The sequence below is a fragment of the Sulfitobacter sp. OXR-159 genome (assembly GCF_034377145.1).
GTDB lineage: Bacteria > Pseudomonadota > Alphaproteobacteria > Rhodobacterales > Rhodobacteraceae > Sulfitobacter.
This window is the reverse complement of record NZ_CP139707.1, coordinates 2099952-2113869: the sequence shown is the minus strand read 5'-3', so window position 1 is coordinate 2113869 and position 13918 is coordinate 2099952. Positions and strand designations below refer to the sequence as shown.

The 13918-nt window shown below is 61.0% G+C and carries 17 protein-coding genes and 1 tRNA gene; 14 read left to right on the top strand and 4 right to left on the bottom strand.

The genetic code is table 11. The annotated features are described in order from the left end of the window. Window positions 1–31: 31 nt before the first annotated feature. The 8 genes from T8A63_RS10840 (at window position 32) to T8A63_RS10805 (ending at window position 5339) form a co-directional block, all read left to right on the top strand. Window positions 32–460 carry a hypothetical protein gene (locus T8A63_RS10840; protein WP_322329618.1) on the top strand — a complete coding sequence of 143 codons (429 nt, stop codon included), beginning with the start codon at window positions 32–34 and terminating at the stop codon, window positions 458–460. 30 nt (window positions 461–490) lie between these two features. Next, complete coding sequence (locus T8A63_RS10835) at window positions 491–1483, top strand: DUF2303 family protein (RefSeq protein ID WP_322343781.1); 993 nt, start codon at window positions 491–493, stop codon at window positions 1481–1483. Between the two features lie 61 nt (window positions 1484–1544). Then, window positions 1545–1811: a hypothetical protein gene (locus tag T8A63_RS10830; protein ID WP_322343780.1), complete on the top strand. Its 267-nt coding sequence runs from the start codon at window positions 1545–1547 to the stop codon at window positions 1809–1811. A 59-nt stretch (window positions 1812–1870) separates the two neighbouring features. Continuing rightward, the gene (locus tag T8A63_RS10825) at window positions 1871–2845 is read left to right on the top strand and encodes a phage Gp37/Gp68 family protein (RefSeq protein ID WP_322343779.1); all 975 of its coding nucleotides are present in this window, start codon (window positions 1871–1873) and stop codon (window positions 2843–2845) included. Further along, window positions 2832–3233 (top strand): hypothetical protein, encoded by a 402-nt coding sequence (locus T8A63_RS10820; RefSeq protein WP_322343778.1) that lies wholly within the window; start codon window positions 2832–2834, stop codon window positions 3231–3233. The genes T8A63_RS10825 and T8A63_RS10820 overlap by 14 nt, the downstream gene beginning before the upstream one ends. Then, window positions 3230–3748: a hypothetical protein gene (locus T8A63_RS10815; protein WP_322343777.1), complete on the top strand. Its 519-nt coding sequence runs from the start codon at window positions 3230–3232 to the stop codon at window positions 3746–3748. Before T8A63_RS10820 ends, T8A63_RS10815 begins: the two co-directional genes overlap by 4 nt. Then, entirely contained in the window at window positions 3748–4032 is a 285-nt protein-coding gene (locus T8A63_RS10810) for a hypothetical protein (RefSeq protein WP_322343776.1), read from the top strand. Before T8A63_RS10815 ends, T8A63_RS10810 begins: the two co-directional genes overlap by 1 nt. Window positions 4033–4247: 215 nt before the next feature. Next, window positions 4248–5339 carry a site-specific integrase gene (locus T8A63_RS10805; protein WP_322343775.1) on the top strand — a complete coding sequence of 364 codons (1092 nt, stop codon included), beginning with the start codon at window positions 4248–4250 and terminating at the stop codon, window positions 5337–5339. A gap of 74 nt (window positions 5340–5413) precedes the next feature. Here the strand turns inward: T8A63_RS10805 and T8A63_RS10800 are convergent. Beyond that, window positions 5414–5489 (bottom strand) — tRNA-Thr (locus T8A63_RS10800). Window positions 5490–5616: 127 nt separating this feature from the next. Between T8A63_RS10800 and T8A63_RS10795 the strand changes: the two genes are divergently transcribed. After that, the gene (locus T8A63_RS10795) at window positions 5617–6492 is read left to right on the top strand and encodes a hypothetical protein (RefSeq protein ID WP_300051656.1); all 876 of its coding nucleotides are present in this window, start codon (window positions 5617–5619) and stop codon (window positions 6490–6492) included. Here the strand turns inward: T8A63_RS10795 and T8A63_RS10790 are convergent. Then, window positions 6489–7895 (bottom strand): pyridoxal phosphate-dependent decarboxylase family protein, encoded by a 1407-nt coding sequence (locus T8A63_RS10790; RefSeq protein WP_067941276.1) that lies wholly within the window; start codon window positions 7893–7895, stop codon window positions 6489–6491. The two genes, T8A63_RS10795 and T8A63_RS10790, sit on opposite strands and share 4 nt — an antisense overlap. Next, window positions 7892–8089: a hypothetical protein gene (locus T8A63_RS10785; RefSeq protein ID WP_300051651.1), complete on the bottom strand. Its 198-nt coding sequence runs from the start codon at window positions 8087–8089 to the stop codon at window positions 7892–7894. Before T8A63_RS10785 ends, T8A63_RS10790 begins: the two co-directional genes overlap by 4 nt. On the opposite strand from T8A63_RS10785, the gene hpaR reads away from it, so the two are divergent. After that, window positions 8082–8552, top strand: a complete 471-nt coding sequence (gene hpaR / locus T8A63_RS10780) for a homoprotocatechuate degradation operon regulator HpaR (RefSeq protein WP_236627358.1) — start codon at window positions 8082–8084, stop codon at window positions 8550–8552. The genes T8A63_RS10785 and hpaR overlap by 8 nt on opposite strands. Before the next feature lie 12 nt (window positions 8553–8564). Here hpaR and T8A63_RS10775 read toward each other — a convergent pair whose 3' ends face one another. Next, window positions 8565–9443, bottom strand: a complete 879-nt coding sequence (locus tag T8A63_RS10775; RefSeq protein ID WP_322343774.1) for a 2-dehydro-3-deoxygalactonokinase — start codon at window positions 9441–9443, stop codon at window positions 8565–8567. A 181-nt stretch (window positions 9444–9624) separates the two neighbouring features. On the opposite strand from T8A63_RS10775, the gene T8A63_RS10770 reads away from it, so the two are divergent. From T8A63_RS10770 to T8A63_RS10755, 4 genes are read left to right on the top strand one after another with little or no spacing between them, the layout of a single operon-like run. Then, complete coding sequence (locus tag T8A63_RS10770; protein ID WP_322343773.1) at window positions 9625–11916, top strand: bifunctional salicylyl-CoA 5-hydroxylase/oxidoreductase; 2292 nt, start codon at window positions 9625–9627, stop codon at window positions 11914–11916. Further along, entirely contained in the window at window positions 11913–12644 is a 732-nt protein-coding gene (locus T8A63_RS10765) for an SDR family NAD(P)-dependent oxidoreductase (protein ID WP_322343772.1), read from the top strand. The genes T8A63_RS10770 and T8A63_RS10765 overlap by 4 nt, the downstream gene beginning before the upstream one ends. After that, window positions 12641–13102, top strand: coding sequence for a MarR family winged helix-turn-helix transcriptional regulator (locus tag T8A63_RS10760; protein WP_067627975.1), 462 nt, complete (start codon window positions 12641–12643; stop codon window positions 13100–13102). Before T8A63_RS10765 ends, T8A63_RS10760 begins: the two co-directional genes overlap by 4 nt. After that, the gene (locus tag T8A63_RS10755) at window positions 13092–13892 is read left to right on the top strand and encodes an enoyl-CoA hydratase family protein (RefSeq protein ID WP_067627972.1); all 801 of its coding nucleotides are present in this window, start codon (window positions 13092–13094) and stop codon (window positions 13890–13892) included. The genes T8A63_RS10760 and T8A63_RS10755 overlap by 11 nt, the downstream gene beginning before the upstream one ends. Window positions 13893–13918: the final 26 nt, after the last annotated feature.

Sequence of the window (13918 nt, the reverse complement as noted above, 5' to 3'; positions counted from 1 at the left end):
AACCGATCAAACGAAAAGGAGTGCGATCTTGATGACCAAGCGCAAAGAACCGCCCGCCGCGCCCGTTGCGGATAACCACGACCCCTACAAGATGCGCACGCTGGAGCAGATTTTGATGCTGTTCGATGGCGGCGACTTTATGGGCGAGGTCATGTCAGGGCACCAGAAGCTGATGCATGAGCTTTTAGAGCATAACGCTGAGCACGGGACCAAAGGGTGCAGCGGGACAATGACCCTTCAGCTCTCCTACGCAGTCGGCAATGCCGGCGATGTCGGCATGGGCGCGACCGTTACCTTCAAGGCGCCGAAAAAGCCGCCGTCCAGCGCGGGTGCATACATCAACGATGCGGGCGAACTCACCCTCTACAGCCCGATGATGAAGCGGATGCACCAGCCCGTGCGGGATGTCGATGACTACAACTATGACCCCACCACCGGCGAAATCCGAGACATCGAATAACGCCACCAGCAGCAAGCAAGGAACAACGACGTGACCGAAGAACTCACACAATTCAGCACCGAAAACACCGCCGCGACGATGCGCGACGTCATGGAGAAGATTGGCGGATCGGAATCCATCGAGCAGCCGGATGATTTCGACCTGAAAAGCGCCCATCTGATTACAGTGCCAAGTCATCGCAAGGTTGAAGACCTGACCGCCAGATACCGAGAAGCGGCGGAGTTTCTGAAGCCAGCCCGCCGTAGGGGCACCGCCCGATTGGATGACCTGCAAAGCCTGATCGACTGGGCGAACCGCTTCAAAGGGCCGACATCGGCGCTTTTTGCCAAGCCAGACCTGAACGCCCCGACGATCACTTGCATTGCGGACTATCATGCCGAAGGCCCTGCCGATCAAGACACCGCCACCGGTGACCCCACCGCCCGCCATTGCCATCATCGAGCAATCTACAATTTCCCTTTGTCGGAAGAATGGAAGGCGTGGATAGGTGTTGCTGGCCAGCCGCTGGAAAAGGATGACCTGGGCGAGTTCATCGAGGCCAACGCCAAGGACATCATGGACCCGACGGCAGCCATTCTCGCCGCGAAGGAAAGTGACAAGAACCAGCCGTGGGAAAACCGCCTTATTCAGACGGCTCATCAGATCGAAGGCCGTTATGGCCAGCTGACCCAACTGCTGCAGATGTCGCGCCAGTTTCAGGTGTACGAAACCAGCAATCTGAAGGTGACCAGCAATCGCGACACTGGCGAAAGCGAAATCCAGTTCCTGAACGAACACAAGGGCGCTGACGGGAAGCCGCTTCAGATCCCCAACCTTATTATCATCGCCATCCCGGTCTTCATGGGCGGTGCCCCGTACCGGATGCCAGTGCGGTTTCGCTATCGCAAGATGGGCGGCGCGGTTCGCTTCATCTTATCCATCTATAACCCGGAGAAGGCGTTCGAGGCGGCGTTCAAGGAGGCTGTCGCTGAGGCCACCGAAAAGACCGAACTGCCGATCTTCAAAGGCGAGCCTGAAAGCTAATTCCAGGCAGGCCCGCTCAATGGGCGGGGCCTGCACCCCAAAATCAAAGTGAGGAACTGAAATGCACACAAATTTAATCACAGGCGCGCTGCCAGATGGCCACGAAACGCCGATCAGCAATTCGGCCGCAGAGATCGTCCGCATGGGGTTCAACCCATCCAGTCTGCCAAAAGTGGACGCCATCAAGGGTCTTGCGGCCGCACTGATCTCGGAGTGCGAGGCGCTTCGAGATGAAGGGGGAAAAGGTGCTCGGGAGGCGTCAATCGCGATCACAAAGCTTCAAGAGGCCAGCATGTTTGGCGTTGCCGCAGCGACGGCCGACCTCTGATTTCTTTTTCTGCCCCTTGGCGACAGGGGGCAGCGATAGACACCAGAAAGGCGGGAGCGATGGCTGAGCAGTCGAAAATTGAATGGACCGACCACACTTTCAATCCATGGGAGGGTTGTCAGAAGGTCGCGCCAGAATGCGACAACTGCTACGCGGAGGCGCGCGACGTGCGCTTCACAGGTGGCGCCCATTGGGGCCCAAAGGCTCCACGTCGCAGGACCAGCGCGCAGAACTGGAATAAGCCACGCCGGTGGAATGCGCAGGCCCAAGCCTTCCACGCCGCTCACGGACGGCGACAGCGGGTTTTCTGCGCATCGCTTGCTGATGTCTTCGACAATGCGGTGGACGCCAGCTGGCGCGATGATCTTTGGGCTCTCATCCGGGAGTGCGACCAGTTGGACTGGCTACTGCTGACCAAACGCCCACAGAACATCGCGAAGATGTTGCCGCCGGATTGGGGCAATGGCTGGCCCCACGTTTGGCTTGGCACCAGCGCCGGGACGCAGAAGTCAGCTGACCAGAATATTCCGCATCTTCTGAAAGCGCCTGCCGCCGTCCGCTTCGTCAGCGCAGAGCCGCTTTTGGGAAGCATAGACTTTGCCGCGGTTCCGAAGGAGAAAATCAGCAAGAACATCACCATCTGCTTTGGTGCATTGACGGGGGTCGATGGCCTCGGCCACAGCGGCCCGCGAATTGATTGGGTCATCTGTGGTGGCGAGAGCGGCCCAAACGCCCGCCCGATGCACCCCGATTGGGCGCGCAGCTTGCGCAACCAATGCCGCGCAGCAGGTGCGGCCTTTTTCTTCAAGCAATGGGGAAGCTGGGCCGCGGAGATCGATCGTGACGAGGATGACCCGGACTGGCGGGCAAACTACTCGAAAGCCAAGCGCGACGGATGGGCTATCTTAAACGTCGAAGGCGGTACAGGATTTCATGGCGACCGCGTGCACCTGATGAAGCGGGTGACGAAGAGCGCGGCCGGGCGATCGCTTGACGGCCAACTTTTGAACGAGGTGCCATATGGTTGCCTATAATTTCCAAACCCGGTTCGCTGAAGCCGTCGCGAGCGGCCAGAAACGACAGACGATCCGAGCGCCGCGCAAGGACGACCGCCACGCCAAGCCGGGCGACAAGCTGCAGCTATACACCGGCATGCGCACGAAGTCCTGTCGCAAGCTGCGTGATGCAGTGTGTCACGATTCATGCGCCATCCTACTTGAGTGGGACAAGGCGTGGACCTTTGGGCCGCAGGAGCTCTTCGTGGGCGAAGACCTTGAACGTTTCGCGCAATCAGATGGCTTTGCATGCTGGGCGGACATGCGTGCTTGGTTCGAGAAGGTGCATGGCCTGCCATTCACCGGCCAGATGATCAGATGGCTGGTACCCCTCAATCCTGACGCACCCAAGGAGGCAGCGGCATGACGCTGGTTATCGGAAAAGACGTTCCATGGAACGCGATGTGGTCTGGCGAGGATCGCAACGAAATCCGGCCGTGCAAATATGCAGGCAACAAACTTGCGCTTTGGTCCCCGTTCAACCCCGGCGAGGGAAGGCCAATCTTCGCGAAGCCGCACCACGTCAGACAGCGCAGAAGCATCGCTGAAATGCGTTGCACCGTATGTGGTGAAAGGACATCAGATGGTGATCGTTGGTGGTTTCCGTTTGGCGACTTCCGCGATGGATGGTGGGTCAGCACCGAAAGCCCTGTGCATTTCCGGTGCGCAGAAATTGCTCAGGCGGCGTGCCCGACCATCGGTCGCGGGCAGGTGCGACCAATTCGCTTTCCGGGAGGACATACGATCCTGAGCGCAATGGTAGGTGGACCCGAAACAGATCGCGACTTTGGGGTAAAGACCAATGGTCGAGCGATTGTCGGGCATCTGAAACTGGCATGGCGAAAGCCATGGTTTCTCGAACCAGCAAAGGAGTCCGCCTGATGCTTGACGCCGTCTGTAAGTCACCACCCGACACCAACTCAACAGACCTCGAACCACGGGAAACCGGATACTACTGGGCCAAGCTTGTTGCGCCCCGAAAACAGCCGCCTGATGAAGATTGGGCGTCCATCGATTGGGAGATCGTGCACGTCGACGAGAACTACGGTGAAGGCGAGGATGAGTTCCGCGTCTACGTTCATGGAATTGGGCCCGGGCAGCTAATCAGTGCATTCCTTTGGGGCCCGGCGGTAAAGGATAAGAAGCCGGAGCGCGCAGATGCCTAAGAACATCAATGCCGAGCTTGTTTGGCTCAAATTTTCGGAGCTGCTCTGATGGTTGCGACACGCTTCACAAAGGCAGAGATAACGCGCGCCGTGGACGCAGCCAAAGCTTGCGATCTCATCATCAGCGCCGTTGAGATCGGGCCGGATGGGACCATCAAGATTCTCTGCCCGGTAGACGCCAAGCCCGAAAAGAGCAAAGGTCGGGGGCCAAAAGAATGGTGACCGATGTGCGCAAAAACTACCCAGGCCTAACCGTGGAGCGGCTACCTTCCGGCAAAGAGCGGCTGCGCGTTCGCGTTGAAGGCAAACCGAACAGGAAAATTCGCCTCAACGTCGATCTGGATCATCCTAAGTTTTCAGAGCACTATTGGAGTGCCCGGGCTGGCATCCAGCTTCCCTTCGAGCCAGAAACCACGGCCGTGCGCCACTCGATACAATGGTTGACCGACAAGTATTTGGCGCATTTGCAGCGAATGGTCGATGCACGGCAGGCGTCCCCCACAACGCTCCGGAAGCGGAAGAGCCAGCTGAATTGGCTGTGCAGTTTCGCGACCGAGGATGGAGATGCTTACGGCGAGATGAGCCTAAGTGCCCCGAGCGCGGCATTCGTTCGCGCAAGGGATGCGCGCGCCGCCACGCCAGCTGAGGCCGACAACATTATCAAGGCCGCCCGATCGATGTACAAGTGGGCCTGCGATGTTGGCCATGCAGAGGTCAATCCGCTCACCGGAGTTGGCAAGATCCATCGCGGCCAGGGCGGAGCGACGCCCTGGACCGTGGATGACCTTAGAAAATTCAAAGAGCGCCACCCCAAAGGAAGCATGGCGCATCTCGCACTCACATTGCACATGTTTACCGGCGCTCGATCAGGCGATGCGATCTGGCTTGGACGCGGTCAGGAGTTCGAGAGCCATGGCATGCGTTGGCTTGGCTGGCAGCCCAGAAAGCGGGGCGCGGCCTATGTTGAGATTCCCGTCGCACCTCCATTGAGCGAGGCGGTCGCAGCCGTCGCCCGGATCGGTGAAGCGTTCATTTTGAACGAGTACGGCAAGCCATTCAAAAACGCCGACAGTTATCGAAACTGGTTGCGCAAGCGATGTGATGAAGCCGGCCTTTCGGGTAGGTCCTCTCACGGAATTCGCAAAGCGCTGGCCGAGTTGCTCGCGGAGGAGGGGTGTAGCGAACACCAGATCATGGCCGTGCTTTCACACACTCAGCCAAGCACATCCGCGATCTACACAAAGGACGCCGAACGCCGCGTTTTGGCGGCCGAGGCGATGCGTGCAATTAATGGATTTGAGTGGTGATGTGGACCACGCGCAGTTTCAGTGTGGTCCAACTTCGCTATTTTGGAAGCATTTACAACGGGTTGGAAAATTAATGGTGCCCCCACACGGACTCGAACCGCGGACCTACTGATTACAAATCAGTTGCTCTACCAGCTGAGCTATAGGGGCACTGAGGGCTCATTTAGAGAAATGGCGCGGGGGGTGCAAGAGGGGAAATGAGAGTTTCTTTCGGATTTTACACGCGGCGCGGGACGGGCTATTCATCGCCAAGATTTTCAAGGTTGAGCGGAGTATCATGCAGCTCGTTTTGCACACAGGTGTTCATTTCACGGAAGACGAGCGGCTGCTGAAATGCCTGCTGCGCAATCAGGATGACTTTGCCAAAACCGGCGTCAAAGTGCCCGGGCCCAGCACCTATCGCAATCTGTTTCGCGATACGCTCAACGCGATGCACAAGGCAGAGCCCTCTGAGGTGGCGCGGGATGTTTTGCTTGATGCGATTCTCGATGAGGACGCAGCCAGCCGGGTGATCCTGTCGGATGCGAACTTCTTTCGCTCGCCCGCCACGGCCCTGCAAGAAGGGGTGCTCTATCCCGCGGCCGCCGTTCGGATGTTACGCATGGCGCAGCTGTTTCCCGAGGACGAGATTCGCATCTTTATGGCGATCCGAAACCCCGCGTCGCTGGTGCCGGTGCTCTATGACAAAGCGGCGGACAAGACTTCGGCGGCCTTCTGGGGGGAGCGGGGGCCGGAAGACCTGCGGTGGTCTGAGACGATTGCCCAATTGCGCGAAGCGGCGCCGGGCATTCCGATCACGGTCTGGTGCAACGAAGACACGCCGCTGATCTGGGCGCAGATCATCCGCGAGATGGCCGGATTGGAGCCGGAGACCAAGATCAAAGGCGGCTTTGATCTTCTGCACGCCATCATGTCCGAAGAAGGGATGCGACGGTTCCGCAGCTATCTCGACACCCATCCAGAGATGTCCGAGGCGCAGAAACGGCGTGTGATCACGGCGTTTCTCGACAAATACGCGCTGGAAGAAGAGATCGAAGAAGAACTCGACATGCCCGGCTGGACCGAGGAATTGGTCGAGCGGATGACGGCGCTTTATGACGCGGATGTCGAAATCATCCGCGCCATGCCGGGCGTCAGCCTGATCGCGCCTTAAGTGCCAGCGGCGGCCAATTCGGTGATCACATCATAGGCCATGGCCACATCCTCGGCCGTGGCGGTGAAGGCACCTGCCTGAAAGCGGATCACCAAAGCTCCGTCGATACGGGTCTGAGTCAAGTAAATGCGACCATCGTCGTTGATGCGATTGAGCAGGTCTTGGTTATGCGCATCAAGGTCTGCGGTCGCGAGGTGGCGAAAGGTGAAGAGCGAGAGCATCGGCTGGGTCACGACCTCAAAACCCTCAGTCGCCTCCAGCCGCGCGGCCAAATCCTGTGCCCATGTCACATGGTTTCGGATCATTTCGCGCAGCCCTCCCAGCCCATGGGCACGGATCAGGAACCATAGTTTCAGGGCGCGAAAACGGCGGCCCAGTGGGACCGACCATTCGGAATAGTTCACGATCCCATCCGCGCCGTGGGTTTTCAGATATTCCGGCTGGATCGCCAATGTGCGGACCAAATCGTCGGGATTGCGCAGGAAATGCGTGGTGCAATCAAACTGCGCGCCGAGCCATTTATGCGGGTTCATGACCACGGAATCGGCCCGCACGACCCCGGCCCAGAGGCTGCGGAACTCAGGGCAGATCATCGCCGATCCGGCCCAAGCGGCATCAACATGGGTATAAAGCCCCTCGGCCTCGGCCACATCCATCACGGCGGCGATATCATCGCTGGCCCCCGCGCTGGTGCCGCCGGTGCAGGCGATGATGCCCGCGGGCTGATGCCCCGCCGCGCGGTCGGCGGCGATGGCGGCGCGCAAGGCATCGGCATCCATCGCGCGGGTTGGGCCGTGGGTAGGGATACGCACAAGGTTCTCTTCGCCCAGCCCCGCAATCCAAATGGCGCGGTCGACCGAGGTGTGCACCTCTGCCGAGCAATAGACCCGCAGGCGCGGCTGGCCCGACAGACCTGCCTTGTTGCCCTGCCAATCCAATGCCCGCTCACGCATCGTCAGCACGGCGCAAAGCGTGGCGGAACTGGCGCTGTCTTGGATCACGCCGGTGAACCCATCGGGCAGACCGATCGCTTGGCGCATCCAATCGCAGACGCGGGTTTCCAGCTCTGTCGCCGCCGGAGAGGTCTGCCACAGCATACACTGCGCCGCGATGGCAGAGACGAAATATTCCGCCAGCACCGAGACAGGCGCGGCATTGGCCGGGAAATACGCAAAGAACCGGGGGTGCTGCCAATGGGTCATGCCGGGCATGATGGTCTGCTCAAAATCGTCGAAAATCGCCTGCATCGCCTCGGCCCCTTCGGGCGGGGCGTCGGGCAGGGCAGAGAGCACGGCACCGGGGGCGACCTGTGCGCGGACGGGTTCATTGCGCAGGCCCGCGTGGTAGTCTGCGGCCCAATCGGCCGCACGGCGGCCCCACTGTCGGAAATCCTCCCAGTTCATGCGCGGCTCCTGTCGGTTTTAATTCTGGTTGTCATCCGTATTTCCTGCCCCATGTTGTTGTATTGTCTCACTGTTGTTCCGCGCGGCTTGCCCTCTTCAAGAATGATGCCGCAGCGGTTATGGTGATCGTCACGCCCTTTTGGGCGCTCTTTGACTTGGTAAGTAGCGATCAGGAAACCGTCAAGAATGGCCACAATGCCCCCCCTGCGCCGCACTGCCCGCTCCCTTCCGATTGCGCTGTTGCGCGCGCGGGAAAGGGTGATGGGGCCGATCCGGGAAATCCTGAACGAAAGCGGCATCTCGGAACAGAAGTTTCGCGTTCTGCGCGTGGTCGAGGAATCCGGCCCGATGGAGCAGACAGCGCTGGCGCAGCAAGCCTGTTTGTTGCTGCCGAGCCTGACCCGCATGCTGCGCGCGATGGAGCAAGAAGGGCTGCTAAGCCGTGCCAGTGACCCCGACGACGGGCGCAAATCTATCGTCACGATCACCGATCAGGGCCAGCAGGTGCTGCAAGACCACGCGGGCGACGCCGCCGCGTTGTTTTCGGATTTCGAAGCCCGTTTCGGCAAGCAGCGAATGGAAGACCTGCTGGATATGCTCGAAGACCTCGTTAATCTGGACATGCAGAAAAAGACTGACGGGCCAAAGAAAGACTGACGCGTAGGGGGGTCAGCCCCCCTTTACTGCCCGCCGCACCGCGCAAATTCCGGCCAGCGCCATGCGGCTGCCCTCGGCCTCTGTCGCCGGGGCGCCCTGCTGGGTCAGAGCCCGCAAGTAAAGCTGCGCCGCGCCGCCCGTGCCGATCACCGCCAGCGTTTGCCCCAGCCAATAGGCCCGCGCCGCCGCAAGTTCCGCGCCGATCAGCGTGCCAGCCAACCGCGCCTCTGCCGTGGGCGGCGGGATATCCTTCAAAGCCAGATCAGCCCGGATGGAGGCCAAACGCCCCGCCAGCCGCTCGGGCCGCGACAGCCCATCGCTCAGCGCATCGTCAAAGGCCGTGTCGTCCAGCGCCGTGCCCTCGGCTGGGGTGCCGTCGCCCAAAAGGTCCAGCAATTCCCCGGTCAGGAAAGTCTGAAAGCTCACCACTTCGCCCGCGCTGATCTGCGCCCAGATCGAAGTCGCGCCTGGCAAGCAGATCACCCCGTCCCAGTCTTTGTTGAGGCTCAGAAAGCCCGCGATCCGTGTCTCGGCCCCTCGTAGCAGCCCGCTGGGGCTTTGCTGCCGCAGGGCGGGGATGACCTGAAGGTCGAAGTTTTCTGTGCGGAGAGGCGTCGCACCTTCGGCAGTGGCGGTGCAGGGCACCATGCGGGGCGCGGCGGCGGTCCAGCCTACGGGCAGGCCCGCCACGAAGACCGGCAAACGCGGTAATTGCCACGGCGCGGTGAGTGTCTTGAGCGCGGCGTCAAAGGCCGAGGCGCTGGTCAGGCCCGCCGGGTCGCACTCCGCCGTGGCGGTCTCAAGCGCCGATCCGCCCTGCATCGCCCAGACCTGCAACCGCGCGTCTTGGACCTCAACCGCCAGCCAGTCTGCTTTGCTTACATCGGTCATCGCACCGCCTCTCGTCGTGAAGTTCCGTCTGGCATAGGCCCTGTGGGCTGCGGGTTCAATGCGTCCGATGCCCTGTCAGCCGTGAGACCGCCCAATTACTTCAAACCTAAAATATTTATCCTTGAACGAAAAAGCGACTCAGCCTAGGCTCCGTTCCAAAGCGAACCAGAGGGGAATTTCGATGCGTGCAATCTGTCTTGGCGGCGGTCCTGCGGGGCTGTACTTCGCGATTTCGCTGAAACTGCGCCAGCCCGAGGCCGATGTGACGGTGCTGGAACGCAACCGCGCCGATGATACCTTCGGCTGGGGCGTTGTGCTGTCGGATGAAACGCTGGATAATCTTGAGGTTAACGACCCCGTCTCGGCACGCGAAATCCGCAGCCATTTCGCCTATTGGGACGATATCGCCCTGCACCACAAGGGCAACGTGATCCACAGCACCGGCCATGGTTTCTGCGGTATTGGGCGCAAGCGGCTGCTGCTGATCTTGCAAGAGCGGGCGCGCGCGTTGGGCGTGAACCTGCAGTTCGAGACCGAGGTCAAGGATGCCTCCGAATACATGGATGACTACGATCTGGTGGTCGCCTCCGACGGTCTGAACTCCAGAACCCGGATGGAATTCGAAGAAACCTTTAAACCAGACATCGACGTGCGCCGCTGCCCCTTCGTCTGGCTCGGCACGCATCAGAAATTCGACAACGCTTTTACCTTCATCTTTGAAAAGACCGGCAAAGGCTGGATCTGGGTCCACGCCTATCAGTTCGACAAAGACACGGCGACTTTCATCGTCGAATGTAGCCAAGACACCTTTGACGCCTATGGATTTGGCGAAAAAACCCAAGAAGAAACCATCGCGATCTGCGAGGAGATCTTTAAGGACCACCTCGACGGCCACAAACTGATGACCAACGCCAGCCACATCCGCGGTTCGGCTTGGATCAAGTTCCCTCGCGTGCTTTGCGAAAAGTGGAGCCACCAGAATGTTGTGCTGCTGGGCGATGCCTCGGCCACGGCGCATTTCTCGATCGGGTCGGGCACGAAACTGGCGCTGGAATCTGCGATCTCGCTAGCGAAACATGTCAGCGACGACAAAGACCTGACCACCGCCTTCGAGAAATACGAAGAAGCCCGCCGCCTTGAAGTGCTGCGCCTGCAATCGGCGGCGCGCAACTCGGTTGAATGGTTCGAGGATGTTGAGCGTTACCTCGATCTGGACCCGGTGCAGTTGAACTACTCCATGCTGACCCGCAGCCAGCGGATCAGCCACGAGAACCTGCGCGAGCGTGACCCCAAGTGGCTTGAGGGGGCCGAGAGATGGTTCCTCGAACAGGCCGGTGCTGACACCAATGGCCCCGTCCGCGCGCCAATGTTCGCGCCGTTTCAACTGCGCGACATGAAGCTTGAAAACCGCATCGTCGTCTCGCCCATGGCGCAGTACAAGGCCGTCGACGGCTGCCCGACCGACTGGCATTTCGTGCATTACGCCGAACGCGCCAAGGGCGGCGCGGGGCTGGTCTATACCGAGATGACCTGCGTCTCGCCCGAGGGCCGCATCACGCCGGGCTGTCCGGGCCTTTATGCGCCTGAGCACGAAGCCGCGTGGAAACGCCTGACCGATTTCGTTCATGCCGAGACCGAAGCGAAGATTTGCTGCCAGATCGGCCACTCGGGCCGCAAAGGCTCGACCCAACTGGGTTGGGAGGAAATGGACGCGCCGCTGAAAACGGGCAACTGGGACATCATCTCGGCTTCCGCGATCCCGTGGTCGGACAACAATGCCCTGCCCAAAGCGGCGACCCGCGCAGACATGGACGTGATCCGCGACGAATTCGTCGAAGCCACCCGCATGGCCGAGCGCGCCAACTTCGACATGGTCGAACTGCATGCGGCACACGGCTACTTGATCTCGTCCTTCATCTCGCCGCTGTCGAACCAGCGCGAGGATGCCTATGGCGGCAGTCTTGAAAACCGCATGCGCTACCCGCTTGAGGTGTTCAAAGCGATGCGCGACGCTTGGCCCGAAGGCAAGCCGATGGCGGTGCGCATCTCGGCCAACGACTGGGTCGAAGAAGACGGCGTGACCCCCGACGAAGCCGTTGAAATCGCTCGTATGTTCAGTGAGGCGGGGGCCGATATCATCGACGTCTCGGCAGGCCAGACCTCGAAACAGGCCAAGCCTGTCTATGGCCGCATGTTCCAGACCCCGTTCAGCGACCGCATCCGCAACGATGGCGGTATCAAGACCATGGCCGTGGGCAACATCTACGAGGCCGACCACGTCAACTCGATCCTGATGGCGGGGCGTGCCGATCTGGTCTGCCTTGCCCGGCCACATCTGGCCGATCCCTATTGGACCCTGCACGCCGCGGCCGCCATCGGCGACCGCCACGCCGATTGGCCGCTGCCCTACGGCCCGGGCCGCGATCAGGCATGGCGTCTGGCAGACCGCGCGGCGGAGATGGAGAAAGTATGAGCCATATCGTCATCACCGGCGGCGGCACTGGCGTAGGGGCCGAGATCGCCCATGCGGTGGCCGGAACCGGCGCCAAGGTCACCATCATGGGCCGCCGCGAGGGGCCGCTGCGCGATCAGGGCCTGCCGTTTCAGACCTGCGACGTGACCGATGCGGATGCCGTGCAAGCGGCCTTTGCCGCCGCCCGCGAGCAGAATGGCCCGATCACCGGCGTCATCGCCAATGCGGGCGCGGCGCATTCCGCGCCCTTCCACAAGATCACCGCACAGGACATGAATAATATGATGGCGGTGAACGTCACCGGCGTCTTCAACGTCTGGCAGGCCGCGCTGTCGGAGATGAAAGACGCCGGGCAGGGGCGTTTGATCGCCGTGGCCTCCACCGCGGGGCTCAAGGGCTATCCTTACGTTGCGGGCTATGTCGCGGCGAAACATGGGGTCGTCGGCCTGACCCGCGCGCTGGCGTTGGAACTGGCGCGCACGGGCATCACCGTGAACGCAATATGCCCGGGCTTCATCGACACGCCGCTCTTGGAACGCTCGGTCGAGAACATCACGAAGACCACCGGCAAAAGCGCCGAGGAGGCCCGCGCCTTGCTGAAACGCGCCAGCCCGCAGAACCGCTTTGTCGAAACCTCCGAGGTCGCCGGTGCTGTGCTCTACCTGCTGTCGGGCGCCGCGGCTTCGGTCAACGGCCACGCGCTCGCGCTATCGGGGGGCGAAGTATGAGCGATGTGGCCAAGGATCGCGTGCGCCTCTGGCTGCGGCTGCTGAAAGTCGTGCGGGGGCTGGAGCAAGAGTTGCGCGATACGCTGCGGCGCGAGCATAACACGACGCTGCCGCGGTTCGACGTAATGTCGGCCCTCTCGCGCCATCCCGAAGGGCTGAAGATGAGCCAGCTTTCGGGCGTGCTGCGCGTGTCTAACGGCAATGTCACCGGCATCGCCGACCGTCTGAGCGAGGAGGGGCTGGTCGAACGCATCCCGGTCCCCGGCGACCGCCGCGCGATGATGCTGCGCTTGACCCCCGCGGGCACGGCGCAATTCGCCCGCCAAGCGCAGGCGCATGAAGACTGGATCAACGAAAAACTGCGCGGAATCTCCTCCGAGGAAGCCCGCGCCATGGCGGCCCGCCTGCAGGCTTTCGCCGCCCAAACGGAAGAAAAGGAAAAAGCCAATGCGCAGTGATGTGACGCATTTCCAATGTGAAATCAAAGACCGGATCGCCACCGTGCGGCTTGACCGGCCTGACCGCAAGAACCCCCTGACCTTCGACAGCTACGCCGAGCTGCGCGACTGGTTCCGCGATCTGGTCTATGCCGATGACGTTGATGTGGTGATCTTTGGCTCCAACGGCGGAAACTTTAGCTCCGGCGGCGATGTGCATGATATCATTGGTCCTTTGACCCGCATGAATATGAAGGAACTACTGCGTTTCACGCGCATGACCGGCGATTTGGTCAAGGCCATCGTGAACTGCGGCAAGCCGGTCATTGCCGCCGTCGATGGCGTCTGCGTGGGCGCGGGCGCGATTATCGCCATGGCCTCGGACCTGCGGCTGGCAACGGCAGAGGCCAAGACCGCCTTCCTTTTCACTCGCGTAGGCCTTGCGGGCTGCGACATGGGCGCCTGCGCGATCCTGCCGCGCATCATCGGCCAGACACGGGCGGCCGAACTGCTCTACACCGGGCGCGCCATGTCTGCCGAAGAAGGGGAACGCTGGGGTTTCTACAACCGGTTGGTGACGGGCGAGACGCTGGAAGGTGAGGCGCTAAAGCTGGCGCAGAAAATCCAAGCCGGCCCGAATTTCGCGCATATGATGACCAAGACGATGTTGGCCCAAGAATGGGCGATGTCCATCGAACAGGCGATCGAAGCCGAGGCGCAAGCGCAGGCGATCTGCATGCAAACGGGCGATTTTGAACGCGCCTACAACGCTTTCGTCGCCAAGGAACGCCCGGTCTTCGAAGGGGACTGAGCCACGAATAGCCAAAAGATAAACAC

Excerpts from the sequence above, each read along its gene's own strand:
- T8A63_RS10830 (WP_322343780.1), top strand. The coding sequence starts at position 1,545 with ATGCACACAAATTTAATCACAGGCGCGCTGCCAGATGGCCACGAAACG.
- T8A63_RS10775 (WP_322343774.1), bottom strand. The coding sequence starts at position 9,443 with ATGACCGATGTAAGCAAAGCAGACTGGCTGGCGGTTGAGGTCCAAGAC.
- T8A63_RS10805 (WP_322343775.1), top strand. The coding sequence starts at position 4,248 with ATGGTGACCGATGTGCGCAAAAACTACCCAGGCCTAACCGTGGAGCGG.
- T8A63_RS10755 (WP_067627972.1), top strand. The coding sequence starts at position 13,092 with ATGCGCAGTGATGTGACGCATTTCCAATGTGAAATCAAAGACCGGATC.
- T8A63_RS10820 (WP_322343778.1), top strand. The coding sequence starts at position 2,832 with ATGGTTGCCTATAATTTCCAAACCCGGTTCGCTGAAGCCGTCGCGAGC.
- T8A63_RS10840 (WP_322329618.1), top strand. The coding sequence starts at position 32 with ATGACCAAGCGCAAAGAACCGCCCGCCGCGCCCGTTGCGGATAACCAC.
- T8A63_RS10810 (WP_322343776.1), top strand. The coding sequence starts at position 3,748 with ATGCTTGACGCCGTCTGTAAGTCACCACCCGACACCAACTCAACAGAC.
- T8A63_RS10825 (WP_322343779.1), top strand. The coding sequence starts at position 1,871 with ATGGCTGAGCAGTCGAAAATTGAATGGACCGACCACACTTTCAATCCA.
- T8A63_RS10760 (WP_067627975.1), top strand. The coding sequence starts at position 12,641 with ATGAGCGATGTGGCCAAGGATCGCGTGCGCCTCTGGCTGCGGCTGCTG.
- T8A63_RS10770 (WP_322343773.1), top strand. The coding sequence starts at position 9,625 with ATGCGTGCAATCTGTCTTGGCGGCGGTCCTGCGGGGCTGTACTTCGCG.
- T8A63_RS10790 (WP_067941276.1), bottom strand. The coding sequence starts at position 7,895 with ATGAACTGGGAGGATTTCCGACAGTGGGGCCGCCGTGCGGCCGATTGG.
- T8A63_RS10795 (WP_300051656.1), top strand. The coding sequence starts at position 5,617 with ATGCAGCTCGTTTTGCACACAGGTGTTCATTTCACGGAAGACGAGCGG.
- T8A63_RS10765 (WP_322343772.1), top strand. The coding sequence starts at position 11,913 with ATGAGCCATATCGTCATCACCGGCGGCGGCACTGGCGTAGGGGCCGAG.
- T8A63_RS10815 (WP_322343777.1), top strand. The coding sequence starts at position 3,230 with ATGACGCTGGTTATCGGAAAAGACGTTCCATGGAACGCGATGTGGTCT.
- hpaR (WP_236627358.1), top strand. The coding sequence starts at position 8,082 with ATGGCCACAATGCCCCCCCTGCGCCGCACTGCCCGCTCCCTTCCGATT.